Annotated in this window: 20 protein-coding genes and 1 pseudogene; 9 read left to right on the top strand and 12 right to left on the bottom strand. The window is 67.8% G+C overall.

Annotated features, from left to right (window positions below; genetic code table 11):
* Window positions 1-27: 27 nt before the first annotated feature.
* Window positions 28-1767 carry a protein kinase domain-containing protein gene (locus G6N55_RS06275; protein ID WP_085227154.1) on the top strand — a complete coding sequence of 580 codons (1740 nt, stop codon included), beginning with the start codon at window positions 28-30 and terminating at the stop codon, window positions 1765-1767.
* Window positions 1768-1783: 16 nt separating this feature from the next.
* On the opposite strand, the gene G6N55_RS06280 is transcribed toward G6N55_RS06275, so the two are convergent.
* The 6 genes from G6N55_RS06280 to yajC form a co-directional block, all read right to left on the bottom strand.
* A complete protein-coding gene (locus G6N55_RS06280) occupies window positions 1784-4159 on the bottom strand; it encodes a RelA/SpoT family protein (RefSeq protein ID WP_085227152.1) in 2376 nt (791 codons plus the stop codon).
* A 31-nt stretch (window positions 4160-4190) separates the two neighbouring features.
* Entirely contained in the window at window positions 4191-4748 is a 558-nt protein-coding gene (locus G6N55_RS06285) for an adenine phosphoribosyltransferase (RefSeq protein ID WP_085226945.1), read from the bottom strand.
* Window positions 4730-6379: an ABC transporter substrate-binding protein gene (locus G6N55_RS06290; RefSeq protein ID WP_085226943.1), complete on the bottom strand. Its 1650-nt coding sequence runs from the start codon at window positions 6377-6379 to the stop codon at window positions 4730-4732. The genes G6N55_RS06285 and G6N55_RS06290 overlap by 19 nt, the downstream gene beginning before the upstream one ends.
* A gap of 5 nt (window positions 6380-6384) precedes the next feature.
* A complete protein-coding gene (gene secF / locus G6N55_RS06295) occupies window positions 6385-7662 on the bottom strand; it encodes a protein translocase subunit SecF (protein ID WP_085226941.1) in 1278 nt (425 codons plus the stop codon).
* 4 nt (window positions 7663-7666) lie between these two features.
* The gene (gene secD / locus G6N55_RS06300; RefSeq protein ID WP_085226939.1) at window positions 7667-9514 is read right to left on the bottom strand and encodes a protein translocase subunit SecD; all 1848 of its coding nucleotides are present in this window, start codon (window positions 9512-9514) and stop codon (window positions 7667-7669) included.
* Between the two features lie 88 nt (window positions 9515-9602).
* Window positions 9603-9953 carry a preprotein translocase subunit YajC gene (gene yajC / locus G6N55_RS06305; protein ID WP_085226937.1) on the bottom strand — a complete coding sequence of 117 codons (351 nt, stop codon included), beginning with the start codon at window positions 9951-9953 and terminating at the stop codon, window positions 9603-9605.
* Between the two features lie 212 nt (window positions 9954-10165).
* On the opposite strand from yajC, the gene gabT reads away from it, so the two are divergent.
* The 3 genes and pseudogenes from gabT to car all read left to right on the top strand — a co-directional run bounded on the left by gabT (window position 10166) and on the right by car (window position 15712).
* Window positions 10166-11515 carry a 4-aminobutyrate--2-oxoglutarate transaminase gene (gene gabT / locus G6N55_RS06310; protein WP_085226935.1) on the top strand — a complete coding sequence of 450 codons (1350 nt, stop codon included), beginning with the start codon at window positions 10166-10168 and terminating at the stop codon, window positions 11513-11515.
* A gap of 13 nt (window positions 11516-11528) precedes the next feature.
* A pseudogene (locus tag G6N55_RS06315) lies at window positions 11529-12158 on the top strand (MMPL family transporter); the annotation flags it as partial.
* Between the two features lie 74 nt (window positions 12159-12232).
* Window positions 12233-15712: a carboxylic acid reductase gene (gene car / locus G6N55_RS06320; protein WP_085226931.1), complete on the top strand. Its 3480-nt coding sequence runs from the start codon at window positions 12233-12235 to the stop codon at window positions 15710-15712.
* Window positions 15713-15776: 64 nt separating this feature from the next.
* On the opposite strand, the gene G6N55_RS06325 is transcribed toward car, so the two are convergent.
* The 5 genes from G6N55_RS06325 to ruvC all read right to left on the bottom strand — a co-directional run bounded on the left by G6N55_RS06325 (window position 15777) and on the right by ruvC (window position 19260).
* Window positions 15777-16499 (bottom strand): hypothetical protein, encoded by a 723-nt coding sequence (locus tag G6N55_RS06325; protein WP_085226929.1) that lies wholly within the window; start codon window positions 16497-16499, stop codon window positions 15777-15779.
* A gap of 118 nt (window positions 16500-16617) precedes the next feature.
* Window positions 16618-17004 (bottom strand): DUF1304 domain-containing protein, encoded by a 387-nt coding sequence (locus G6N55_RS06330; RefSeq protein ID WP_085226928.1) that lies wholly within the window; start codon window positions 17002-17004, stop codon window positions 16618-16620.
* Window positions 17005-17012: 8 nt separating this feature from the next.
* The gene (gene ruvB, locus G6N55_RS06335) at window positions 17013-18071 is read right to left on the bottom strand and encodes a Holliday junction branch migration DNA helicase RuvB (RefSeq protein WP_085226926.1); all 1059 of its coding nucleotides are present in this window, start codon (window positions 18069-18071) and stop codon (window positions 17013-17015) included.
* The gene (ruvA, locus tag G6N55_RS06340; RefSeq protein ID WP_085226924.1) at window positions 18068-18682 is read right to left on the bottom strand and encodes a Holliday junction branch migration protein RuvA; all 615 of its coding nucleotides are present in this window, start codon (window positions 18680-18682) and stop codon (window positions 18068-18070) included. The genes ruvB and ruvA overlap by 4 nt, the downstream gene beginning before the upstream one ends.
* Window positions 18679-19260: a crossover junction endodeoxyribonuclease RuvC gene (ruvC, locus tag G6N55_RS06345; protein WP_085226922.1), complete on the bottom strand. Its 582-nt coding sequence runs from the start codon at window positions 19258-19260 to the stop codon at window positions 18679-18681. The genes ruvA and ruvC overlap by 4 nt, the downstream gene beginning before the upstream one ends.
* Before the next feature lie 143 nt (window positions 19261-19403).
* Between ruvC and G6N55_RS06350 the strand changes: the two genes are divergently transcribed.
* Genes G6N55_RS06350 through G6N55_RS06370 form a run of 5 tightly spaced genes read left to right on the top strand, consistent with a single transcriptional unit; the run spans window position 19404 to window position 23012 of the window.
* Window positions 19404-20015: a DUF4178 domain-containing protein gene (locus G6N55_RS06350; protein ID WP_085226920.1), complete on the top strand. Its 612-nt coding sequence runs from the start codon at window positions 19404-19406 to the stop codon at window positions 20013-20015.
* A 9-nt stretch (window positions 20016-20024) separates the two neighbouring features.
* Complete coding sequence (locus G6N55_RS06355) at window positions 20025-20537, top strand: DUF2617 family protein (protein ID WP_085226918.1); 513 nt, start codon at window positions 20025-20027, stop codon at window positions 20535-20537.
* Window positions 20534-20965: a DUF4247 domain-containing protein gene (locus G6N55_RS06360; RefSeq protein ID WP_085227150.1), complete on the top strand. Its 432-nt coding sequence runs from the start codon at window positions 20534-20536 to the stop codon at window positions 20963-20965. Before G6N55_RS06355 ends, G6N55_RS06360 begins: the two co-directional genes overlap by 4 nt.
* A gap of 14 nt (window positions 20966-20979) precedes the next feature.
* Window positions 20980-21435, top strand: coding sequence for a DUF350 domain-containing protein (locus G6N55_RS06365; RefSeq protein WP_085226916.1), 456 nt, complete (start codon window positions 20980-20982; stop codon window positions 21433-21435).
* Window positions 21432-23012, top strand: coding sequence for a polyamine aminopropyltransferase (locus tag G6N55_RS06370; protein ID WP_085226913.1), 1581 nt, complete (start codon window positions 21432-21434; stop codon window positions 23010-23012). The genes G6N55_RS06365 and G6N55_RS06370 overlap by 4 nt, the downstream gene beginning before the upstream one ends.
* Here the strand turns inward: G6N55_RS06370 and G6N55_RS06375 are convergent.
* The gene (locus G6N55_RS06375) at window positions 23009-23764 is read right to left on the bottom strand and encodes a YebC/PmpR family DNA-binding transcriptional regulator (protein WP_085226912.1); all 756 of its coding nucleotides are present in this window, start codon (window positions 23762-23764) and stop codon (window positions 23009-23011) included. The two genes, G6N55_RS06370 and G6N55_RS06375, sit on opposite strands and share 4 nt — an antisense overlap.
* Window positions 23765-23767 lie beyond the last annotated feature (3 nt).

Below are 23767 nucleotides of genomic sequence, written 5' to 3' on the forward strand. Positions count from 1 at the left end.
TTGCGTGAGCTGCTGGGCCGCGGTGGCATGGGGCAGGTCTTTCGTGCGTATGACACCAGCACGGACCGCGTGGTCGCGCTGAAGGTGTTGCCGGCGCATCTGGCCGACGACGAGGAGTTTCAGCAGCGCTTTCGCCGTGAGGCGCGGATCGCGGCGAGCCTGAGCGATCCGCACATGGTGCCGATCCACAGCTACGGCGAGATCGACGGCCGGCTGTATGTCGATATGCGCCTGATCGAGGGTCGCGACCTGCTCGCCTACATCGCCGAGAACGGCGGCCGGCTCAGCCCGGAGCGAGCCGTGGCGGTGGTCGAACAGGTTGCCGCGGCACTGGATACGGCCCATGAGGTCGGGTTGATCCACCGCGACATCAAACCGTCCAACATCTTGGTGTCGGCCCGCGATTTCGTCTATCTGATCGACTTCGGGCTGGCCCGCACCGCCGCCGACACCGCGCTGACCCACACCGGGCACACGATGGGCACGATGGCCTACATGGCCCCGGAACGCTTCCGGGGCATGACCGATCACCGCGCCGACGTGTACGCGCTGGCCTGCGTGCTCTACGAATGCCTGACCGGACACCTGCCCTATCCCGGCGACACGTTCGAAGAGCAGCTCAACGCGCATCTGAACACCCCGCCGCCGCGAGCCTCGTTCAGAGCGCCCGGCGTCCCACCCGCCCTCGACGACGTAGTCGCCCGCGGTATGGCCAAGGACCTCAACTACCGCTACCAAACGGCCATCGAGTTCGCCGAAGCCGCCAAGGCCGCCCTGGCCGGCCACCACACCACCGCAACGCCCACCCCGACACCACCGCAGTACCCACCCACAGCGGCCACCCCAGCACCACCGCCAGCCGGGCCCGCGGCCCATACCCCGCAACAACCCCCACCGCAAAAATCGAACAACAAGCTGATCATCGGCATCGTCGCCGCCTCGATCTTCACGCTTGCCATGGTCACGATCCTGGTCATCGCCCTGGTGACCAACGGCGACTCCCCGTCGAACAACGCGACGTCCAGCACCGCGCCGCATCCCAGAACCCCCAAGCAGGGGCCCGCCTTCGGCGCACCGGGAGCACCGACGACCTCGGCAAATCCCGACGGGAACGCCGTGCCGCCGCTGCCGGTGTTTGCTCCACCGGCCGACCTGGGCGCCAACTGCCAATATCAGCCCGTGGGCAGCGACTCCGTGGACGCATCCCCCAAGCCGGTCAACCTGCCTCCGTCCGGCAGGGTATCGACTACGCCCGCGAAGATCCCTGCGACTATCACCACCAACTTCGGCAATATCGGCATCCAGCTCGACAACGACAAGAGCCCATGCACGGTGAACAGCTTCACCAGCCTGATCCGCCAACAATTCTTCAACAACACCACATGCCCCCGGCTATCCGTCGGCTCCGACGGCGGAATGCTGGTGTGCGGCGGCCCCGACAAGGATGGCAACGGTGGTCCGGGTTACGAATTCGCCGACGAATATCCCACCAACCAATATCCGCCGGGCGATCCCGCGCTCAGGGCGACCGTTGTATACCCGCGCGGGACCGTGATCATGGCCAGCAACGAACCCAACACCAACGGTAGTCAATTCGTCATGTTCTTCCGGGATGCCGAATCGCCGCCGACGTACACGGTGTTCGGCACAATCGACGAGGCCGGCCTCGCGGTCCTCGACAAGATCGCAGCGGCCGGTGTCGCCGGCAACCGCCCGAGCGGCCTTCCAACATCCCCGGTGGGGATTGGCACGGTGCGGCTCGGCTGAGCCGGATTACGACGCCTTAGGCGGCAGATGTCACCCGGTAGACGTCGTAGACGCCTTCGACATTGCGCACGACGTTCAGCAGGTGGCCGAGGTGCTTGGGGTCGCCCATCTCAAAAGTGAAGCGGCTGATCGCAACTCGGTCCCCCGAGGTGGTGACCGACGCCGACAGGATGTTCACCTTCTCGTCGGCAAGCACCCGCGTGACGTCCGAGAGCAACCGGTGCCGGTCGAGCGCCTCGACCTGAATCGCCACCAGAAACACCGACGACGGCGACGGCGCCCAGAGCACCTCGATGATGCGCTCGGCCTGCTGCTGCAGTGACGCGGCGTTGGTGCAGTCGGTGCGGTGCACGCTGACGCCGCCGCCGCGGGTGACGAAGCCCATGATCGCGTCCCCCGGCACGGGCGTGCAGCACTTCGCCAGCTTGGTCAGTACGCCGGGAGCGCCGGGGACCGACACACCGACGTCGTCGGTGCTGCGCGGGCGGCGCAACATCGTTGTCGGCGTGGACCTTTCGGAGAGATCGTCTTCGGCCTGGTCGATGCCGCCCAGCTCGGCCAGCAGCCGTTGCACGACGTGGCGCGCCGACACATGTCCCTCACCGATCGCGGTGTACATCGCGGACACGTCGGTGTAGTGCAGTTCGCGGGCCACCGCCGCCATGGCCTCACCATTGACCAAGCGCTGCAACGGAAGTCCGCCGCGGCGGACCTCGCGGGCCATCGCCTCTTTGCCGGCCTCCAGCGCCTCCTCGCGGCGCTCCTTGGCGAACCACTGCCGGATCTTCGCCTTGGCCCGCGGCGACACCACGAATTGCTGCCAGTCCCGCGACGGTCCGGCGTTGGGCGCCTTGGAGGTGAAAACCTCTACAACTTCCCCGTTGTCGAGCTTGCGTTCCAGCGCCACCAGTCGACCGTTGACCCGGGCGCCGATGCAACGGTGGCCGACCTCGGTGTGCACCGCGTAGGCGAAGTCCACCGGCGTCGAACCGGTCGGCAGCGTGACGACATCACCCTTGGGGGTGAACACGAAGATCTCTTGCACCGCAAGGTCGTAACGCAACGACTCCAGGAACTCGCCCGGGTCGGCGGCCTCACGTTGCCAGTCGAGCAGCTGCCGCATCCAGGCCATGTCGTCGATCTCGGCGGCGGCGTGCGGATGCAGAACTCCGTTGCGGCCCTTGGCTTCCTTGTAGCGCCAGTGCGCGGCGATGCCGTATTCGGCGGTGCGGTGCATGTCGCGGGTGCGGATCTGCACTTCCAGCGGCTTGCCCTCCGGCCCGACGACCGTGGTGTGCAGCGACTGGTAGACACCGTATCTGGGCTGGGCGATGTAGTCCTTGAAGCGCCCCGCCATCGGCTGCCAGAGCGAGTGCACCACACCCACGGCGGCATAGCAGTCCCGGATCTCGTCGCACAGGATGCGGATGCCGACCAGGTCGTGGATGTCGTCGAAGTCGCGACCCTTGACGATCATCTTCTGGTAGATCGACCAGTAGTGCTTGGGTCGGCCCTCTACTGTCGCTTTGATTTTCGACGCGCCGAGCGTGGCGACGATTTCGGCGCGGACCTTGGCCAGATAGGTGTCCCGGGACGGTGCACGCCCGGCGACCAGGCGAACGATCTCCTCGTACTTCTTGGGGTGCAGGATCGCGAACGACAGGTCTTCCAGCTCCCACTTCACGCTGGCCATACCCAGCCGATGTGCAAGCGGCGCAATGACTTCCAACGTCTCGCGGGCTTTGCGGGCCTGCTTTTCCGGCGGCAGGAAGCGCATGGTCCGCATGTTGTGCAGCCGGTCGGCGACCTTGATCACCAGCACCCGCGGGTCGCGCGCCATCGCGGTGATCATCTTGCGGATCGTCTCGCCTTCGGCGGCGTTGCCCAGCTCGACGCGGTCCAGCTTCGTCACCCCGTCGACGAGATGGCCCACCTCGTCACCGAATTCCTCGCTCAAGGCCTCCAGCGTGTACCCGGTGTCCTCGACGGTGTCGTGCAGCAACGCGGCCACCAAAGTGGTGGTGTCCATGCCCAATTCGGCGAGAATGTTCGCGACGGCCAGCGGATGGGTGATGTAGGGATCACCGGAACGCCGCAATTGACTGGCATGACGCTGGTCGGCGACCTCGAACGCCCGGTTGAGCATCGAGAAGTTCGCCTTGGGATAGATTTCCCGGTGCACCGCCACCAACGGCTCGAGCACGGGGTTGAACGCGCTGCGCTGGGCGGTCATCCGCCGGGCCAGCCGGGCCCGGACCCGACGGGACGCGCTGCTGGTCGTCTTCAGGGTTTCGGTCGGTGGCTCCGGCGTGCCCGCCACGTCGGTCGGCGGCGAGGCCGGCGACTCGATAGGCGGCACCACAGCTTGCGCCGTGCTTTGCTCATCCGCCACGTTGGTCACCTCCGACCTCGAGGATATCCCCTTAAACGCGGCTCAAGCTGTCGACCGCCAAAGGCGCGACGGCCTCCCGACCGCCCAGCGCGGTGATCTCCACCAGCACGGCCGCGCCGGTCACGTTGGCCCCGGCGCGCTCGAGCAAGCGGTTGGCCGCGCCCAGCGTGCCGCCGGTGGCCAGCACGTCGTCGATGATCATGATGCTGGTGCCGCGCAAGTCCAGCCCATTGGCGGGAATCTCGATCGCGGCGGGACCGTACTCCCGGTCGTATTTCTCGTGCAGCACCGGCGGCGGCAGTTTGCCCTCCTTGCGGATGGACAGCACGCCGGTGCCGAGCCGGGCGGCGACGGCAGCGGCCACCAGAGAACCCCGTGACTCGATGCCGGCCACCAGATCGACGTCGGAGGAGATGTCGGCCAGCGCGTCGATCACCGCATTCATCGCCGTCCGGTCGGCGAACAGCGGCGTGAGGTCCTTGAACCGGACTCCCCGCTTCGGAAAGTTGGCAACGTCGCGGGTCAGCGACGCGATGAGGTCGGCCAAGGCCGCGTCCTCGCGAATATCCGTCACTGCATCAAAGCCCATCGGTCCATGTTCCAGCCCGCGCCCCAGCGGGTCGGATTCGCGCTGACTGCGTACATCTTTTTCGACATCAGCAACGTGCGCTGCTGCCGATACAGGGGCAACGTCGGCATGTCTCCCCACAGTACCGGCGCTGCCTCGGCAAGCAGCCGAACTCGCTCGGCCGGGTCGCCGGAAACCGCGAGCGCCCCGATTATGCCGTCGACCTGCGGATTCGCGTAGTCGGACAGGTTATTGCCGTTGCCGCTGTGCAGGTCGTAGGCGTCCATCGACGACGATCCGGTGGACCCGCTGCCGCTGGCTCCACCCGTGCTGGCCAGCAGTACATCGATCTTTCCGTCCCGCAGCGCCTGCGGCCCGGAGGTGTCCAGTGTGACGTTGGAGACAGTGATGCCGGCCGCCGCGCACGACCTGGTGATGGTCCCGACGGTGACCGCGAGTCGGGCGTTGGGGCTCTGGTAGCCGATCCGCACCGCCAGCGGCGCACCGCCCAGCGCGGCGCGGGAGGCGACCGGGTCCGCCTTGTTGAACGGGCCGGCCTCGGCGGCACCGTCGGCCTGCGCGACGGCGTCCTCGGCGACCGGAGACAGTCGCGAATTGGCGATCGGGACCCCGGCGTCGTGCGCGATCACGTCGCGGGGCGTGCACAGCGCGAACGCGCGACGGGCGTTGGTCTGCGCCAGCGGCCCCTGCGGGGCGAAGATCAGCTGCTCGACGCCCGCGGCCGCCGCGTCGGTGCGCTCGTAGTTGTCCGGCGTGGCCAGCGTTCCCGACGACCCGGCCGCGACATCCACGACGTCGACGCTGCGGTTGTTGACCCGGTCCTGGATGTCGGGGGCCTGCGGCGACACCGTGATCCGCTTGGTGATCGCCTTGGGACCCCACCACCGGTCGTTGGCGACAAGCACCACGGCGCCGTCGTCGAGGACGGATTCGATTTTGTAGGGCCCCGACGACGGGAAACGCTTTTGGATCTCGTCGTGTTTGAGCCCGGGCTTGAGATCCCACGTGGTGTTCCACAGCTGCGCGATCTGCGCGACCGACGCCGCGTTGTTGCTCAGCAGCGTCGCGGTCACGTCGATATTCAGCTGATCGGCGATGACATGCGACGGCATCATCGTGGTCGCGGCGAACAGCTGGGTGTAGTCGACGACGCCGCGGTCCGGGATGAACGAGACCCGCGCCTTCTTCTGCCCCGGTATGCATTCGATGTTGGCGATGTCGACGTAGCCGGCCTGGGTGGCGGCGTCGAAGCCGGGAAAGCGCCCCGACTGGGCGGCCCAGGCGAGCACCAGGTCGTCGCAGGTCAGCGGCTTACCGTCGGAGTAGACCGCGTTGTCGGCAATCTGGTAGTCGAGGACCAGTGGCGAACCGGCCACCACGGAGACGGAACCGAAGTCGTGGTCGGCGACGACCTGTCCGTCGGGGCCGTGATAGCCGAACCCGGTCAGCGTCCGGGCGAACGCCTGCGCCGCGGCCGACGCGAACCCGACCGTGGTGTTGGCGTTGTAGCTGCTCAGCCGACCGTCGACGACGTAGTCGATCTGCGAGGCGGCGCTACCCGAGCATCCCGTCAGAGTGGCCACGGCGACGAGCGGCGCGGCCAGGGCAACGGTCGCTGCCCGCCTGAGCATCGCGGCTACCGCCGGCCGGCGTTTCGCTTGCCGCTCGGGCGTCGGGTACCGGTGGGCCGCACGGGCCGGGCACCCGGCGCCGGCTTGCTCGGTGCGGACCCGGCCGACGCCGCCGCGGCCTTCTTGGTCTCCCGCGTGGTCTCGCTGTCGGAGGCCTCGTCGCCGGAGACGTCCGCCTGCTCGGGCGTGCCGGGCTTGCGTCGTTTGAGGACGCGGCGGGTGTGGGTTCGCACCAGCTCGGTGCGCTCACGCAGCGTGACCAGCAGCGGGGTGGCGAAGAAGATCGACGAATACGTGCCGACCAGGATGCCGACCAGCTGCACCAGCGCCAGGTCCTTCAGCGTGCCGACGCCCAGCAGCCAGACCGCGACCACCATCAGCGCCAGCACCGGCAGGACCGATATCAGGCTGGTGTTGATCGAGCGCATGAAGGTCTGGTTGATGGCCAGGTTGGCTTCCTCGGCGAAGGTGCGCCGGTTTCTGTGTTGGAAGTCTTTGGTGTTCTCTTCGACCTTGTCGAAGACGATGACGGTGTCGTACAGGGAGAACCCGAGGATGGTCAGCAGGCCGATCACCGTGGCCGGGCTCACCTCGAAGCCCACCAGCGAATACACCCCCGCGGTGACGGTCAGGTCGAACACCATCGTCGTCAGCGCGGAGATCGACATGTAGCGCTCGTAGCGCACCATGATGTAGATGCTGACCAGCACCAGGAACACACCCAGCGCCATCAGCGCCTTGTTGGTGATCTGGTCGCCCCACGTCTCGGAGACCGCCGAGTCGCTGATCGCCGCCTTGTTGGGCTTGCCGTCGGTGCCCTTGGGTCCGAACGCATCGAACAACGCGTTGCGCAGCTTGGTCGTCTCGTCGTTGGACAGCGTTTCCGAGCTGATCTGCACCGTCGCCGAAGCGCCGTTGCCGACGATGACCACCGATTCGGCGTCGCGGCCCAGCGTCTTGCGGAACACGTCCTGCACCTGCGAGGTCGCGACGTTGCCGCGCGGGAACGAGACCGTGGTGCCGCCCTTGAAGTCGATCCCAAAAGTAAAGCCGCGCAAGATGATGGACAGGATCGCGATGGCGACGATCGCCCCGCTGATGCCGTACCACAACCGGCGCCGCCCGACCACCTCGAACGCACCCGTTCCGGTGTAGAGCCGGGAGAGAAAGCTGTGATGCGGCGGCTGCTCGGCGGAGTCGGACGTCGGCTCCACCGCCTTTTCGCCGGCTTCGGTGAGTTCGACCGCTGCCGTGTCGGAGTCGGCCTTGTCTTTCGAGGTCATCGCGTTACCCCCGTCCCGTCTTCACGTCTGAAGCTCGGCGTTCCCGGGCGACCTGCTGGACGGCGCCCAGGCCGTTGTACGCGGGCTTGGCCAGTGTCGGGGATTTGGAGGCCAGGTACACCAGCGGCCAGGTCACCAGGAACACCACCACGATGTCGAGGACCGTGGTCAGGCCCAGGGTGAACGCGAATCCCCGCACCTGACCGATCGCCAGGCCGTACAGGACCGCGGCGGCCAGGAAGGTGACGGCGTTACCCGACACGATCGTCTTGCGGGCCCGTACCCAGCCGCGCGGCACCGCCGATCGGAACGAACGGCCTTCGCGGATTTCGTCCTTGATGCGCTCGAAGAACACCACGAACGAGTCCGCGGTGGTGCCGATGCCGATGATCAGACCGGCGATACCCGCCAGATCCAGGGTGTAGTTGATCTGCCGGCCCAGGATCACCAAGATCGCGAAAATCATTGCACCGGAGGCGATCAGGGACAGCGCCGTCAGCAATCCCAGCACCCGGTAATACAGCAGCGAGTAGAGCAGCACCAGGATCAAGCCGATTCCGCCCGCGATCAGCCCCGCGCGCAGCGAGGTCAAACCCAGTGTGGCAGAGACGGTTTGGGCCTCCGACGATTCGAACGACAGCGGCAGCGAGCCGTACTTCAGAACGTTGGCCAGCTGTTTGGCGGTGGCGGCGGTGAACGGCGGGTCGCCGCCGGAGATCTGGGTCCGCCCGCCGGGGATCGCCTCTTGGATCATCGGCGCGCTGACCACCTGGGAGTCCAGCGTGAACGCGGTCTGGGTACCGATGTGGGCGGCGGTGAAGTCCGCCCAGGTGTTCGCCGCGGCGGGCTTGAACTGAACGTCGACGACGTAGCCGATGCCGCGCTGGTTCATCGTCGAGCTGGCGTCCTGGATCTGGTCGCCGCTGATGATCGACGGCCCCAGCAGGTAGACGTACTTGTGGTCGGTCGAGCAGGTGATCAGGGGCAGGGCCGGGTCGTCGTTACCGGCCAGAATGTCCTCTTTGTCGCAGTGGGCGGCCACCCACTGCTGGGCGACCATCTGAATGTAGGGGTTGTTGCTCTGCCGAAAATCCTTCATCACCTTGATGCGGTCGGCGAGGTCTTTGCGCGGATCGGGCGGCCCGGGCACGTCAGGCGGCGGCGCGTCCGCGGCCGGTCCGCCGGGTGCCGATGCTCCGGGTGCCGGTGCATTGCCGGGCGGCGGCGCATTGCTCGCCGGAGCCGGGCTCGGTTTCGGGCTGGGCGTCGGCGGCGGGTCCTGCGGGTACGGACGCGGTTGCGGCGCCGGCCGCCCGGACTGGCCGGCGGGCGGTGGGGCCGGCCGGCCGGCCGGTGGTGGCGCGGGCTGGCCCGCGGGCGGTGGCGCAGGCTGGCCGGGCGCCGGCTGGCCTTCGGGGGCCGGGTGACCGCCGGGCGGGGTGCCGGCCGGCGGTTTGGCTTCGGCGGCCTGGGCCGGCGACGAGTTCAGCACCGGGCGGATGTAGAGCCGGGCGGTCTGCCCCAGGTTGCGGGCCTCGTTGCCGTCGTTGCCCGGCACGGTGATCACCAGGTTGTCGCCGTCGACCACGACCTCCGAGCCGGAGACGCCCAGGCCGTTGACGCGCGCGCTGATGATCTGCTGCGCCTGGGCCAGGGCGTCCCGGCTCGGGCGCGAGCCGTCGGGGGTCCGCGCGGTCAGCGTGACCCGGGTGCCGCCCTGCAGGTCGATGCCGAGCTTCGGGGCGGCGTGCTTGTCGCCGGTGAGAAACACCAGCAGATAGACGCCGATCAGCAAGACGAAGAAAACCGACAGGTAGCGGGCGGGGTGCACCGGCGCCGAAGACGATGCCACTTTCCTTATATCTCCTTGGTGATCGGTTTCTTTCCCCGACAGAGCCTACGTGTCCGCTTCGCGGAAACCGCTCATCGGACCGGGTCGGTCACTGATCTTTGGTCACGCGGCTCTCGTCGGCCGGGCCCGGGACGTCGTCGGATTCTTCCAAGTCGTCGTCTTCGTCGTCGAAGTCGTCCTCGGGCAGGATTTTGTCGCGGATGGCCAGCTTCATCCAGGTGGTCACCACGCCGTCGGCGATCTCGAGGTCGACGGTGTCGTCGGTGAGGGCGACGACGGTGGCCTCCATGCCGGACGTCGTGTGCACGCGATCCCCCGGCTGCAACGACTCGTGCAGGTCGATGGTGGCCTGCATCGCCTTCTTCTGGCGACGCGACGCCAGGTACATGAACCCGCCCATGATGAGCAGGAACGGCAGGAACAAAACCAAACTTTCCATCGAACGTGCCTGTCTTTCGTATCGGTGTCACTGGGTTTTCGAGGGTCCAGTGTGCCCGTCCAGTCTGGCAGGCCGCGGGCCGCAACCAACCGGCACCTGCGCGGACCGCCCGCGGCGGGCGCCACAGCCGAGTCGTCGGCAGGCGCCAAGACCCCTGGAACAGCTAGGCTTTCAGCGCGGCGCGATGCACGTGTCGCCGGGAGGAGGACATCGTGGCCAGCCTCGAACAGACCCGCCAGCTGGTTACCGAAATCCCCGGTCCCCGGTCGCTGGAACTCAACAGGCGCCGCACCTCGGCGGTGTCCCACGGCGTCGGCATCACGCTGCCCGTGTTCGTCGCGCGCGCGGGCGGCGGCATCGTCGAGGACGTCGACGGAAACCGGCTTATCGACCTGGGCTCCGGCATCGCCGTCACCACGATCGGCAACTCCTCGCCGCGGGTGATCGACGCGGTGCGCGAACAGGTCGCCGAGTTCACCCACACCTGCTTCATGGTCACGCCGTACGAGTCCTACGTCGCGGTCGCCGAGGAGCTGAACCGGATCACCCCCGGCTCGGGCGAGAAGCGGTCGGTGCTGTTCAACTCCGGGGCCGAGGCCGTCGAGAACGCCATCAAGATCGCGCGCTCCTACACCGGCAAACCCGCCGTCGTGGCCTTCGACCACGCCTATCACGGCCGCACCAACATGACGATGGCGCTGACCGCCAAGTCCATGCCGTACAAGAGCGGCTTCGGCCCGTTCGCACCGGAGATCTACCGGGCGCCGATGTCCTACCCGTACCGCGACGGCCTGCTCGACAAGGAACTGGCCACCGACGGCGAGCTCGCCGCCAAGCGCGCCATCAGCGTCTTCGACAAGCAGGTCGGCGCCGCCAACCTGGCCGCCGTCATCATCGAACCGATCCAGGGCGAGGGCGGGTTCATCGTCCCGGCCGAGGGCTTCCTGCCCGCGCTGCTGGACTGGTGCCGCAAGAACAATGTGGTGTTCATCGCCGACGAGGTGCAAAGCGGCTTTGCGCGCACCGGCGCGATGTTCGCCTGCGAGCACGAGGGCGCAGGCGGTCTGGAGCCCGACCTGATCTGCACCGCCAAGGGCATCGCCGGCGGGCTGCCACTGTCGGCGGTGACGGGCCGCGCCGAGATCATGGACGCCCCGCACGTGAGCGGCCTGGGCGGCACCTTCGGCGGCAACCCCGTCGCCTGCGCGGCGGCCCTGGCCAGCATCGAGACCATCGAGAACGACGGCCTGATCGAGCGGGCCCAGCAGATCGAGCGGCTGATCACCGATGTGCTGCTGCGCACCCAGGCCGGCGACGACCGGATCGGCGACGTGCGCGGCCGCGGTGCCATGATCGCCGTCGAGCTGGTCAAGTCCGGCACCAGCGACCCCGACGCCGAGCTGACGAACAAGCTGGCCACCGCGGCCGGCGCCGCCGGAGTCATCGTGCTGACCTGCGGCATGTTCGGCAACGTTATCCGGCTGCTGCCCCCGCTGACCATCAGCGACGAGCTACTCACTGAGGGCCTCGAGGTCCTGCGGCTGCTACTGGCCGACCTGTAGAGCCCGTCCTGCTCACCATCTGCTGATCGCGGGAACGTCGTCGCTTTGCCTCATCTTCATCATCATGTTGGTACTCACCCGCGCCTTTATCGCGGCATCGGTCATTGTCGGTACGGTCGCCGTCTCGCTGGGCGCATCCTTCGGGCTGTCGGTGCTGTTCTGGCAATACATGATGAGCTTCCCGCTGTACGGGCTCGTGGTGGTGACGTCCGTCATCGTTTTGCTGGCCGTGGGGTCCGATTACAACCTGCTGCTGGTTTCCCGATTCAAAGAGGAGATCGACGCCGGGTTGAATGCCGGCATCATTCGTTCGATGGGCGGCACCGGCAAAGTCGTGACGAATGCGGGCCTGGTGTTCGCGTTCACGATGGCGTCGATGATGGTCAGCGATCTCCGCGCGATCGGCCAGATCGGCACCACCATCGGTATCGGCCTGCTGTTCGACACGCTGTTGGTTCGCGCCTTGATGACGCCGTCCATCGCGGCGCTGCTGGGACGACGCTGGTTCTGGTGGCCGCTGCGAGTACGCAGCCGACCCGTCAGCGCGCTGCTTCGACCGTTCGGCACCCGATCGTCGGTCCGTACGCAGGTGGGCGATCTCACAGCGAAGCCTCAGGCGAGAACCATTGAGGAATACCTTTAGCTTCGCTAACGTTCTAAGTGTCAGCGCAACGTCGCGTCAACAGCCTGAACTTCTCAGCAATGCAAGGAACTGTCATGTCGACTACCACTCGCGAAGAGCGGCTCGAACGCCGCATTGAGAATCTGACCGCTACCGACCCACAGTTCGCCGCCGCCAAGCCGGATCCGGCGGTCGTCGAGGCCCTCGATCACGCTGGACTGCGACTTCCGCAGATCGTCCAGACCGTGCTCGAGGGTTACGGTGACCGCCCGGCCCTGGGACAGCGCGCCGTCGAATTCGTCGCGGACCCCAAGACCGGGCGCACCGTGCTGGGTCTGCTCCCCCGCTTCGACACCATCACCTACGGTGAACTGCGCGAACGCGTCGATGCGGTGGCCCGGGCCCTGACCGGCGACGGCCTGCTGCCGGGCGACCGGGTGGCGGCACTGGGCTTCAACAGCGTCGACTTCACCACCATCGACATCGCCCTCGGAGTGGTCGGCGCGGTGGGGGTGCCGCTGCAAACCAGCGCCGCGGTCGCGCAGCTCACGCCGATCGTGACCGAGACCGAGCCCGCCATGTTCGCGGCCAGCGTGAACCAGCTGTCCGACGCCGTCGAGCTGATCCTGAGCACCGAGCACCGGCCCACCAAGCTCGTGGTGTTCGACTATCACCCCGAGGTCGACGACGAGCGCGAGGCCGTGGAAAGCGCTCGCACGCGGCTGACCGACGCCGCAGTGCCCGTCGAGCCCCTGGCCGATCTGGCGCGCCGCGGTGCGGCACTGCCCGCCACACCGGCGGCGGACGTCGACGACGACGCGCTGGCACTGTTGATCTACACCTCCGGCAGCACCGGAGCCCCCAAGGGCGCGATGTATCCCCGGCGCAACGTCGGCAAGATGTGGTGCCGGTCGAGCCGCAACTGGTTCGGCGAGACCGTCGCGTCGATCACGCTGAACTTCATGCCGATGAGCCACGTCATGGGACGCGGCATCCTCTATGGCACGCTCGGCAATGGCGGCACGGCCTACTTCGCCGCCCGCAGCGACTTGTCCACCCTGCTGGAAGACCTCGAGCTGGTGCGGCCCACCGAGATGAACTTCGTGCCGCGCATCTGGGAGACGTTGTACAGCGAATACCAGCGCCGCGTCGACCGCGGCGGCAGCCAGGCCGAGGTGATGAACGAGATCGCGCAGCAGCTGCTGGGCGGGCGGTTCATCTTCGCGATGACGGGCTCGGCGCCCACCTCTGCGGACCTGAAGGCGTGGGTGGAAGACCTGCTCGACATGCACCTGCTGGACGGCTACGGCTCCACCGAGGCCGGCATGGTGCTGTTCGACGGTGAGGTGCAGCGTCCGCCGGTGATCGACTACAAGCTGGTCGACGTGCCGGACCTGGGCTACTTCGCGACCGACCGGCCGTACCCGCGCGGCGAGCTGCTGCTCAAGACGGAGAACATGTTCCCGGGCTACTACAAGCGCCCGGAAACCACCGCCGGGGTGTTCGACCCGGACGGCTACTACCGCACCGGCGACGTCGTGGCCGAGATCGCGCCCAACAAGGTGGTGTACGTCGACCGCCGCAACAACGTGCTCAAGCTGGCGCAGGGCGAGTTCGTCACCGTGGCCAAGCTGGAGGCGGTGTTCGGCAACAGCCCGCTGGTGCGGCAGATCTACGTCTACGGCAACAGCGCGCACCCCTACCTGTTGGCCGTGATCGTGCCGAGCGAGGAGGCACTGTCAAGGTTCGGAGCCGACGAGCTCAAGGGACGGATCGCCGACTCGCTGCAGGTCGTTGCCAAGGAGGCCGGTCTTCAGTCCTACGAGGTGCCGCGTGACTTCCTCATCGAGACAACGCCTTTCACGCTGGAGAACGGTCTGCTGACCGGCATCCGCAAACTGGCGTGGCCAAAGTTGAAGCAGCACTACGGCGAACGGCTCGAACAGCTTTACGCCGACCTGGCCGAAGGCCAGGCCAACGAGCTGAGCGAACTGCGCCGCGGCGCCACCACCGCGCCGGTGCTGGAATCGGTGAGCCGGGCCGCCGCCGCCCTGCTGGGCGCGGCCAGCACCGAGCTGACACCCGACGCCCACTTCACCGATCTGGGTGGAGACTCGTTGTCGGCGTTGACATTCGGCAACCTGCTGCACGAGATCTTCGAGATCGACGTGCCGGTGGGCGTGATCGTCAGCCCGGCCAACGACCTGGCCGCCATCGCCGCCTACATCGAGGCCGAACGCCAGGGCACCAAGCGGCCCAGCTTCGCCTCGGTGCACGGTCGCGACGCGGTCGAGGTGCACGCCAGCGACCTCACGCTGGACAAGTTCCTCGACGCCGAGACCTTGGCCGGCGCACCCAACCTGCCGGCCCCGGCGGCCGAGGTCCGCACCGTGCTGCTGACCGGCGCCACCGGTTTCCTCGGCCGCTACCTGGCCCTGGAATGGCTGGAGCGCATGGACCTGGTCGACGGCAAGGTGATCGCACTGGTCCGCGCCAAGTCCGACTCGGACGCGCGCGCCCGGCTCGACAACACCTTCGACAGCGGCGATCCCAGGCTGCTGGCGCACTACCAGCGGCTGGCCGCCGATCACCTCGAGGTCATCGCCGGCGACAAGGGCGAGGCCAACCTCGGCCTGGACCAGCAGACCTGGCAGCGGCTGGCGGACACCGTCGACCTGATCGTCGACCCCGCCGCACTGGTCAACCACGTGCTGCCCTACAGCGAGCTGTTCGGCCCCAACGCCCTGGGCACCGCCGAGCTGATCCGCATCGCGCTGACCGGTAAGAAGAAGCCGTACACCTACGTGTCCACGATCGGGGTGGGCGACCAGATCAAGCCGGGCGCGTTCGTCGAAGAAGCCGACGTCCGCGAGATCAGCGCCACCCGGGCGATCAACGACAGCTACGCCAACGGCTACGGCAACAGCAAGTGGGCCGGCGAGGTGCTGCTGCGGGAGGCCAACGACCTGTGTGGCCTGCCGGTGGCGGTGTTCCGCTGCGACATGATCCTGGCCGACACCAGCTACGCCGGTCAGCTCAACGTGCCGGACATGTTCACCCGCATGATGCTGAGCCTGGTGGCCACCGGCATCGCGCCGGCCTCGTTCTACGAGCTCGACGCCGACGGCAACCGGCAGCGGTCGCACTACGACGGGCTGCCCGTCGAGTTCATCGCCGAAGCAGTCTCGACGCTGGGGGCGCAGAACGTGGAGAGCTTCCAGACCTACCACGTGATGAACCCCTACGACGACGGCATCGGAATGGACGAGTTCGTCGATTGGCTGATCGCGGACGGCAACTCGATTCAGCGGATCGCCGAGTATGGCGACTGGCTGCGGAGGTTCGAGACCGCCCTGCGCGGGCTACCGGAAAAGCAGCGCAATGCCTCGCTGTTGCCACTGCTGCACAACTACCAGAAGCCGGAGCACCCGATGCGAGGGTCGATGGCGCCGACCGATCGGTTCCGTGCGGCGGTCCAAGACGCGAAAGTCGGTCCTGACAAAGACATTCCGCACATCTCGGCACCGATCATCAACAAGTACATCAGCGACCTGCACCTGCTGGGCCTGCTGTAAGACAGCGCAAAACCGATCGCCGGCCTGTTGGCTACGGGCCGGCGATCGGTCCATGCGCGATGCCCTAGCTCTGGGGATGCGGCCAGCGCAGGTATGACGCGCCCGGCGCGGCGCCCCCACCTCGCTTGCGCCAACCGCCGGCCTTCGGGTCGTCGGACGAATCCACCCGCGGGGTGGTCAGGGCGTCCGGCTCCACCTCACGGTGCGGCTCTTCCAGACCCGACATACGGTGCGGCTCTTCCAGACCCGACATGTAGACGGGCTCGCTGGCGGCCGGTGTCGCCGAGCGCACCCGCGCGAGGGCTTCGATATCGCTGGCCAGTCGCACCGCCAGGCGCGCCAGCGCGATGCCGCCGACGAAGACGATGAACGCACCGAGACCGGAGAAGTACGAGATCTCGAGTGCGGCGCGCTTGCGGTCGGTCGCGGCGATCGGATCTCCGGCAGACCCGATCCCCAGCATCGGGGCGACCTCACCACCGATCACGAACCAGACGCCGGCGAGCACCGCCAGCCAGCCGCCCACAATCGCGGTGACCCTATTTCCGGAAAAGATCAGCAGCAGACCACCGAGTGCGGTGACACCGCCCGGCAACACCTCGAGCCAGCCGCGGGCCGGGGTCCATGCCCACTCTTTGTCGGGCGTGTAGGCGAAATTGAAATGCGGACCGACGAACGGTATCAACGCACCCCAAGCACCCAGAACGATCAGGATCAACCCGCATACCGCACCGCGGGAGCGTGGCATCCACAACCTGCCCGGATGGCCGTCTTGTGCGTAGTTCATTTACATCCCCCTATTGATGCCGGACTACTTCAGCACGGCGTGGATACCCTTGCCGTTCGCGGTTGTAACCTCCGGCAGTCCCTCGATGCCGTAGCCAGTGCGACGTGTGATGCTTGTGTTATGTAGCGAGGCCGATCACCAGCAGCACGATCGAGATCAACGGGAATATGCCCTGCGTCACGGCCGCCCGGGCCTTGTCCGGTGCCGACACCACGAGGACGACCGCGGCCGCGGCCATGGATCCGACGCCGGCGAAGACCAGCGCGGCGCCCACCGCCTGATGTCTCATCGCGAACTCGGCGATCCCTATGCCGGCGACGATCCCCAGGAAAAGGTTGTAAAAGCCCTGGTTGAAGGCGAGCAGCTTGGTGGTCTCCGCCTCCTCCGGTGTCGTGCCGAAGGCGGCGCGGGTACGCGGTGAGGTCCAGGTCAACGACTCCATCGTGAAGATGTAGACGTGCAGCAGCGCCGCAAGCGCGGCGAACGCCAATCCGGCGGTGATCATGGCGCCTCCTATTCAAACAGTCCGGGTTGGGCCAGGCCGGTGGCCCCGGCCGGCGGTGTCATACCCAGATGAGTCCAGGCCTGCGCGGTGGCCACCCGGCCGCGCGGCGTCCGCGCGACCATGCCGGCACGCACCAGGAACGGCTCACACACCTCCTCGACGGTGGTCGCCTCCTCCCCGACCGCCACCGCGAGCGTCGAAACCCCGACCGGTCCGCCGCCGAAGCTTCGGGTCAGCGCCGACAACACCGCACGGTCCAGCCGGTCCAGCCCGAGCTCGTCGACGTCGTAGACCTCCAGCGCGGACTTGGCGACGTCGCGGGTGATCACCCCGTCGGCCCGCACCTCGGCGAAGTCCCGGACCCGGCGCAGCAGGCGGTTGGCGATCCGGGGCGTGCCGCGGGAACGCCGGGCGATCTCCGCGCCGGCCTCGGCGCCCAGCTCGATGCCGAGGATCCCGGCCGACCGCGCCAGCACCCGCTCCAGATCGGCCGGCTCATAGAAATCCATGTGCGCGGTGAAACCGAAGCGGTCACGCAGCGGCCCGGTCAGCGCGCCGGACCGGGTGGTCGCACCGACCAGGGTGAACGGCGCCACCTCGAGCGGAATCGACGTTGCCCCAGGGCCTTTGCCCACCACGACGTCGACCCGGAAGTCCTCCATGGCGAGGTAGAGCATCTCCTCGGCCGGCCGGGCGATGCGGTGGATCTCGTCGATGAACAACACGTCGTGCTCGACCAGGTTCGACAGCATCGCGGCCAGGTCGCCGGCGCGCTCGAGCGCGGGCCCCGAGGTGACCCGCAGCGAGGACCCGAGTTCGGCGGCGATGATCATCGCCAGCGACGTCTTACCCAACCCCGGCGGCCCGGACAGCAGGATGTGATCCGGCGTGCCACCACGGTTTTTGGCGCCCTCGAGGACCAGCTGCAACTGTTCGCGGACCCGCGACTGGCCGATGAACTCCCGCAGCGACCGGGGCCGCAGGCTGACGTCGATGTCGCCCTCTCCGACGGTCAGCGCCGGGGACAGGTCGCGATCGGCATGGTCCTCGGAATAGTCGTCGCTCATTTGGACTTGCCCAGCAACGAGAGCGCGGCCCGCAACGCGTCGGAAGTCGTTGCCTGCTCGCCCTTTTCGCGGCTGGCCGCCAGCACGTTGTCGGTGGCGTCCTCGGCCTGCTTGGCCGCGAAGCCCAGGCCGACCAGCGCCTCGATCACCGGGCCCCGCACCGCGTGGCCATTGAGACCCGCGCCCGCCGGCGCCGCCGCGGGCGCGCCGGCCGCATAGATCTTGTCGCGCAACTCGAGAACCATGCGCTCGGCGCCGCGCTTTCCGATGCCGGGCACCCGGGTCAGCGCGGTGACGTCGCCGTCGGCCAGCGCCTGGCGCAGCGCCGCGGCGTCGTGCACGGCCAGCGTCGCCATCGCCAGCCGCGGCCCGACACCCGACACCGACAGCAGCGTCAGGAACAGGTCGCGGGTCTCGCCGTCGACAAAGCCGTACAGGGTCTGTGAATCCTCGCGCACGATCATCGCGGTGATCAGGCGGGCTTCGCTGCCGTGGCGCAGCGTCGCCAGCGTCGACGGCGTCGCGTTCACCCGGTAGCCGACGCCGCCGGCTTCGATCACCACGTGATCGAGCGCCACCTGCAGCACCTCACCGCGCACCGAGGCGATCATCGGCCCGCTCCCGCCTTGGCGGCCTTGGCCTTCGCCGCCAGCTTGGCGCGATAGGTCTGGCGCTGTTGCGCGGCCATCGCCTCGGCCGTCGCCATCCGGGCAAGCATCGGCGCCCTCCAGCAATGGCAGATGGCCAGTGCCAGCGCATCGGCCGCGTCGGCCGGCGTCGGTTTGGCTTGCAGCTCAAGGATTCTGGTGACCATCGCGGTGACCTGAGCCTTGTCGGCGGTGCCGTTGCCGGTGACCGCGGCCTTGACCTCGCTGGGGGTATGGAAGTGCACGTCGATGTCGCGTTTGGCCGCCGCCAGCGCGATCACGCCACCGGCCTGCGCGGTGCCCATCACGGTCGACACATTGTGCTGGGCGAACACCCGCTCGATCGCGATCACGTCGGGATGATGCGTATCCAGCCAATGCTCGACGGCGTCGCTGATGGTCAGCAGTCGTTTGGGCAGCGCGGCATCCGACGGGGTACGGACCACGTCGACATCCAGCGCGACGATATTGCGGCCGCGCCCGGTTTCGACCACGGACAGCCCGCACCGGGTCAGTCCGGGGTCGACGCCCATCACGCGCATAGCATGCTCCAACCTAGTACCGAACAGCTGTTCGATAGCGTAGCGGTCGGCCCCGACGCCACCGGACAGGACACGCGGACCCGGCAAAAGCTGTTAACTTAAGCCGACATTCGCTCCACCGCCGCGGCGACGGGAGGCCCTGGGTGGGAACAGTGCTGGTAGTGCTGGCCGCGGTGCTGTTCATCGCGTCCATCGTGGTGCTCGTCATCGCGTCGCGGCGGCCCAAGGCTCGGGCTGCGCCGCGCGGGCGCCGCGACCCCCTGTCGTTCGACGCGATGCCGCAATTCGGGCCCCGCCAGCTGGGTCCGGGCGCCATCGTCAGCTATGGCGGCATCGACTACGTGGTCCGCGGGTCGCTGACGTTCCGCGAGGGACCGTTCGTGTGGTGGGAGCACCTGCTGGAGGGCGGCGACCTGCCGACGTGGTTCGCGGTCGAAGAGGACGACGGGCGCCTCGAGCTCGTCATGTGGGTCACCCGCAAGGACATCACGTTGCAACCCGGTGACCAGTATCTGGTCGACGGGATGGCGTTTCACGAGACGGAACGCGGCCGGGCCTCGTACACGACCGAGGGCACGACGGGCCTGCCGGCCGGCGGCGAGATGGAGTTCGTCGACTGCGCCAACGCCGACCAGAGCGTGCTGCTCTCCTTCGAGCGCTGGGCGCCCGGCACGCCCTGGGAGATCTCGACGGGCAAGCCGGTGTCGCCGGGCGAGCTCACCGTCTACCCGGCGCCCGCGCCGGGTACCGCGTAGGTCCGCGCGGTGCCGCTCTATCAGCTCGCCGTAGCTCCGGCCGACGTGTCCGGGAGCAGGCTGCGGCTCGCACTCAACGCGCCCGCACCGCCGCTGCTGGCCAGCCATTCGCTGCGGCATCCCGATGGCGGCGCGCTGCGGCTCGGGGTGCTCGGCGCCTCCCACCTCGTCACGATCGAGCACGCCGCCAGCACCTTCTCCGAGCAGGTGTCCTGCACCGCCGACAGCGAGACCGGCAAGCTGCCCGAGCACGCCGAGGCCTCCGGGTACTCGCTGGAATCGGCCACCGCCATGCACGACGAAGCGACGTTTCGCCGGCTGGCGCGCGAGCTGCGCGAGCGGTGCCGAGCCGAAACCTGTTGGCTCGGCGGAACATTCCCCGGCGATGACGCCGCACTGACCGTGCTGGCCGCCGAACCCGACGGCCCGGGCTGGCGCTGGCAGACGTGGCACCTGTACCCGCACAACCCTCTTGGTTCCGGCGGTGAAGTGGTCCAGACCGCGAGCCGGTGGCGACCGTGAGCCGCAAACACCTGTTCTGGCTGGCCGGTGGGCTCGCCCTGGCGTCGGTGGTGTCGCTGATCATCGGAATCATATTGCTGCAGAAGGATATTGGGAAGTACATCGCGAGCAACTATCGAGAGTACGCTCGCGACGTCAACGGGACGCGCTACCTGTGCAGCGGATCGCCCGATCAGGTGGCCGACACGCTCGCGGACTATCAGGAACCCGAGGCCCGCGCCGACAACGACAACAACGACTACCTGCGCTACAGCGACAACATCGTGACCGTCGGCCCGGATGGCAACCACCCGTGCAGCATTCGCGTCGAAAGCCTCGGCGCCGGATACAGCCACGGCTCCTATGTCTTCCTCGGCCCCGGGTTCAGTCCCGGATCCCCGTCGAGCGGTTCCGGCGGCAGTCCCGGCGGCCCGGGTGGAACCAAATAGCAAAGGAGACAACCGTGTACCTCGCCTTCGATATCGGAAACGTGGATCTCGACCCCGTGCTGAAGGGCGTCGTCGCGACGCTGTTGTACTTCGTCGTCGGGATGGCCGTCCTGCTCGTCGGCTTCTACATGGTCGACGTGCTGACCCCGGGCAAGCTGCGCCAGCTGGTGTTCGTAGATCGCCGCCCCAACGCCGTCGTGGTCGCCAGTGCGATGTACATCTCGCTGACCACCGTGATCGTCAGCGCCATCGTGAACAGCTACAGTCAATTGGCTCAGGGACTCGTCGGCGTCGCGGTGTACGGGTTGATGGGCGTGATCCTGTTGGGAATCGCGCTGCTGACCCTGCATCTGGTGATCCCGGGCAGTTTCCACGAGCACATCGACGAGCCCGAGCTGCATCCCGGCTCGTTCGCGGTGGCGCTGATGCTGTTGGCGGTCGGAGGAGTAACGGCCGCCGCGGTCTCATGACCGCCACGCAGGAAGCCGCGCGACCGGCGGCGCCGTCGATACGCTGGCGGGCGCTGTTGCTCGCCGCCGTGGCGGCCTGCGCGGCCTGCGGCATCATCTACGAATTGGCGCTGCTGACGCTGTCGGCCAGCCTGAACGGCGGCGGCATCGTCGCCACCTCGCTGATCGTCGCGGGCTACATCGCGGCGCTGGGCGTGGGCGCACTGCTGGTCAAACCGCTGCTGCGGCATGCGGGCATCGTCTTCGTCGCGGTCGAGGCGCTGCTGGGCATCATCGGTGGGCTGTCGGCCGCGGCGCTGTACGCGGTGTTCGCGTTCCTGGACGGCGCGATCGGGTCGACGTGGGTGCTGGCGCTGAGCACCGCGCTGATCGGCGGCCTGGTCGGCGCCGAGGTGCCGCTGCTGATGACGCTGCTGCAGCGTGGGCGCACCGCCGGCGCCACCGATTCCGGCCGCACGCTGGCCAATCTCAATGCGGCCGACTATCTGGGGGCGCTGGTCGGCGGGCTGGTCTGGCCATTCGCGCTGCTGCCGCATCTCGGGATGATCCGCGGCGCGGCGGCCACCGGCGTCATCAACCTCGTCGCGGCGGCCATCGTGGCGATGTTCCTGCTGCGGCGGGTGATCTCCACCGCGCAGCTGGCCACGGCGCTGTGCGCCCTGACCGCCGCCCTCGGGCTGCTGATCGTGCTGCTGGTGCACGCGCACGACATCGAAACGACAAGCCGCCAAAGGCTTTACGCCGACCCGATCGTCGCCTACCGGCACACCGCCTACCAGGAGATCGTGGTCACCCGCCGCGGCAACGACACCCGGCTGTATCTGGACGGCGGTTTGCAGTTCTCCACCCGCGACGAATACCGCTACACCGAGAGCCTCGTCTATCCCACACTCGGCAGGGGCGCACACTCGGTGCTGGTGCTGGGTGGCGGCGACGGGCTGGCCGCACGAGAGCTGTTGCGCCAGCACGGAATCGACAAGATCGTGCAGGTGGAGCTCGATCCCGCGGTGATCGAGATCGCCCGCACCACCCTGCGTGAGGCCAATGCCGGTGCGCTGGACAATCCGCGGGTTTGCGTCGTGATCGACGACGCGATGCGCTGGCTTCGGGCCGCCCACCCGGAGCTGCGACCGCGCGATGGCTTCGACGCGGTCATCGTCGACCTGCCCGACCCGGACACCCCGGTGCTGGGCCGGCTGTATTCAACCGAGTTCTATGCCCTTGTCGCGCATGCACTTTCACCCAACGGGCTGGTCGTGGTCCAGGCCGGCAGCCCGTTTTCCACACCGACCGCCTTCTGGCGCACGGTGTCTTCCATGCGTTCGGCGGGGTATGCGGTCACGCCCTACCACGTGCATGTGCCGACGTTCGGTGACTGGGGTTTCGCGTTGGCGCGCCCCGGTGACGCGGCGCCGATTCCCACCATGCCCGCCGACGCGCCGTCGCTGCGCTACCTCAATCCGCAAGTGCTCCAAGCCGCCACGGTGTTCTCCGACGACATCGCGCCGCGCCCGCTCGAACCGTCAACGCTGGACAACCCGCGCATCGTCGAGGACATGCGCCACGGCTACGACTAGTCCTCGTCGAGAGCGGCCAGCACCTCGTCCGACAGGTCGACGTTGGTCCAGACGTTCTGCACGTCGTCGCTCTCTTCGAGCGCATCGACCAGCTTGAACACCCTACGGGCGCCGTCGACGTCGACGGGCACGCTCACGGACGGCTGGAAGCTGGCCTCGGCCGAGTCGTAGTCGATGCCGGCCTCCTGCAGCGCGGTGCGCACCGCGACCAGATCGGTCGGCTCGGAGATCACCTCGAAGCTCTCGCCGAGATCGTTGACGTCCTCGGCGCCGGCGTCGAGCACGGCGGTCAGCACGTCGTCCTCGCTCAGGCCGTTCTTCTCCAGCGTGACCACACCCTTGCGGGTGAACAGGTAGGACACCGACCCGGGATCGGCCATGTTGCCGCCGTTGCGGGTAACCGCCACCCGGACCTCCCCGGCCGCGCGGTTGCGGTTGTCGGTCAGGCACTCGATCAGCACCGCGACGCCGTTGGGGCCGTAGCCCTCGTACATGATCGTCTGGTAATCGGCGCCACCGGCTTCCTCACCGGCACCGCGCTTGCGGGCGCGCTCGATGTTGTCGTTGGGCACCGAGGTCTTCTTCGCCTTCTGAATGGCGTCATACAGCGTCGGATTGCCCGCCGGGTCACCACCGCCGGTTCGGGCGGCGACCTCGATGTTCTTGATCAGCCGGGCGAACTCCTTGCCGCGGCGCGCGTCCTTGACGGCCTTTTGGTGCTTCGTGGTCGCCCACTTGGAATGGCCGCTCATTGT

The sequence above is a fragment of the Mycobacterium florentinum genome (genome assembly GCF_010730355.1).
Classification (GTDB): Bacteria; Actinomycetota; Actinomycetes; order Mycobacteriales; family Mycobacteriaceae; genus Mycobacterium; species Mycobacterium florentinum.

Coding starts and splice junctions, on each gene's coding strand:
- G6N55_RS06375 (WP_085226912.1), bottom strand. CDS start 23,764: ATGAGCGGCCATTCCAAGTGGGCGACCACGAAGCACCAAAAGGCCGTC.
- G6N55_RS06370 (WP_085226913.1), top strand. CDS start 21,432: ATGACCGCCACGCAGGAAGCCGCGCGACCGGCGGCGCCGTCGATACGC.
- secF (WP_085226941.1), bottom strand. CDS start 7,662: ATGACCTCGAAAGACAAGGCCGACTCCGACACGGCAGCGGTCGAACTC.
- G6N55_RS06325 (WP_085226929.1), bottom strand. CDS start 16,499: ATGAACTACGCACAAGACGGCCATCCGGGCAGGTTGTGGATGCCACGC.
- G6N55_RS06290 (WP_085226943.1), bottom strand. CDS start 6,379: ATGCTCAGGCGGGCAGCGACCGTTGCCCTGGCCGCGCCGCTCGTCGCC.
- ruvA (WP_085226924.1), bottom strand. CDS start 18,682: ATGATCGCCTCGGTGCGCGGTGAGGTGCTGCAGGTGGCGCTCGATCAC.
- yajC (WP_085226937.1), bottom strand. CDS start 9,953: ATGGAAAGTTTGGTTTTGTTCCTGCCGTTCCTGCTCATCATGGGCGGG.
- car (WP_085226931.1), top strand. CDS start 12,233: ATGTCGACTACCACTCGCGAAGAGCGGCTCGAACGCCGCATTGAGAAT.
- ruvC (WP_085226922.1), bottom strand. CDS start 19,260: ATGCGCGTGATGGGCGTCGACCCCGGACTGACCCGGTGCGGGCTGTCC.
- G6N55_RS06330 (WP_085226928.1), bottom strand. CDS start 17,004: ATGATCACCGCCGGATTGGCGTTCGCCGCGCTTGCGGCGCTGCTGCAC.
- ruvB (WP_085226926.1), bottom strand. CDS start 18,071: ATGAGCGACGACTATTCCGAGGACCATGCCGATCGCGACCTGTCCCCG.
- G6N55_RS06275 (WP_085227154.1), top strand. CDS start 28: ATGGGGCAGGTCTTTCGTGCGTATGACACCAGCACGGACCGCGTGGTC.
- G6N55_RS06285 (WP_085226945.1), bottom strand. CDS start 4,748: ATGGGCTTTGATGCAGTGACGGATATTCGCGAGGACGCGGCCTTGGCC.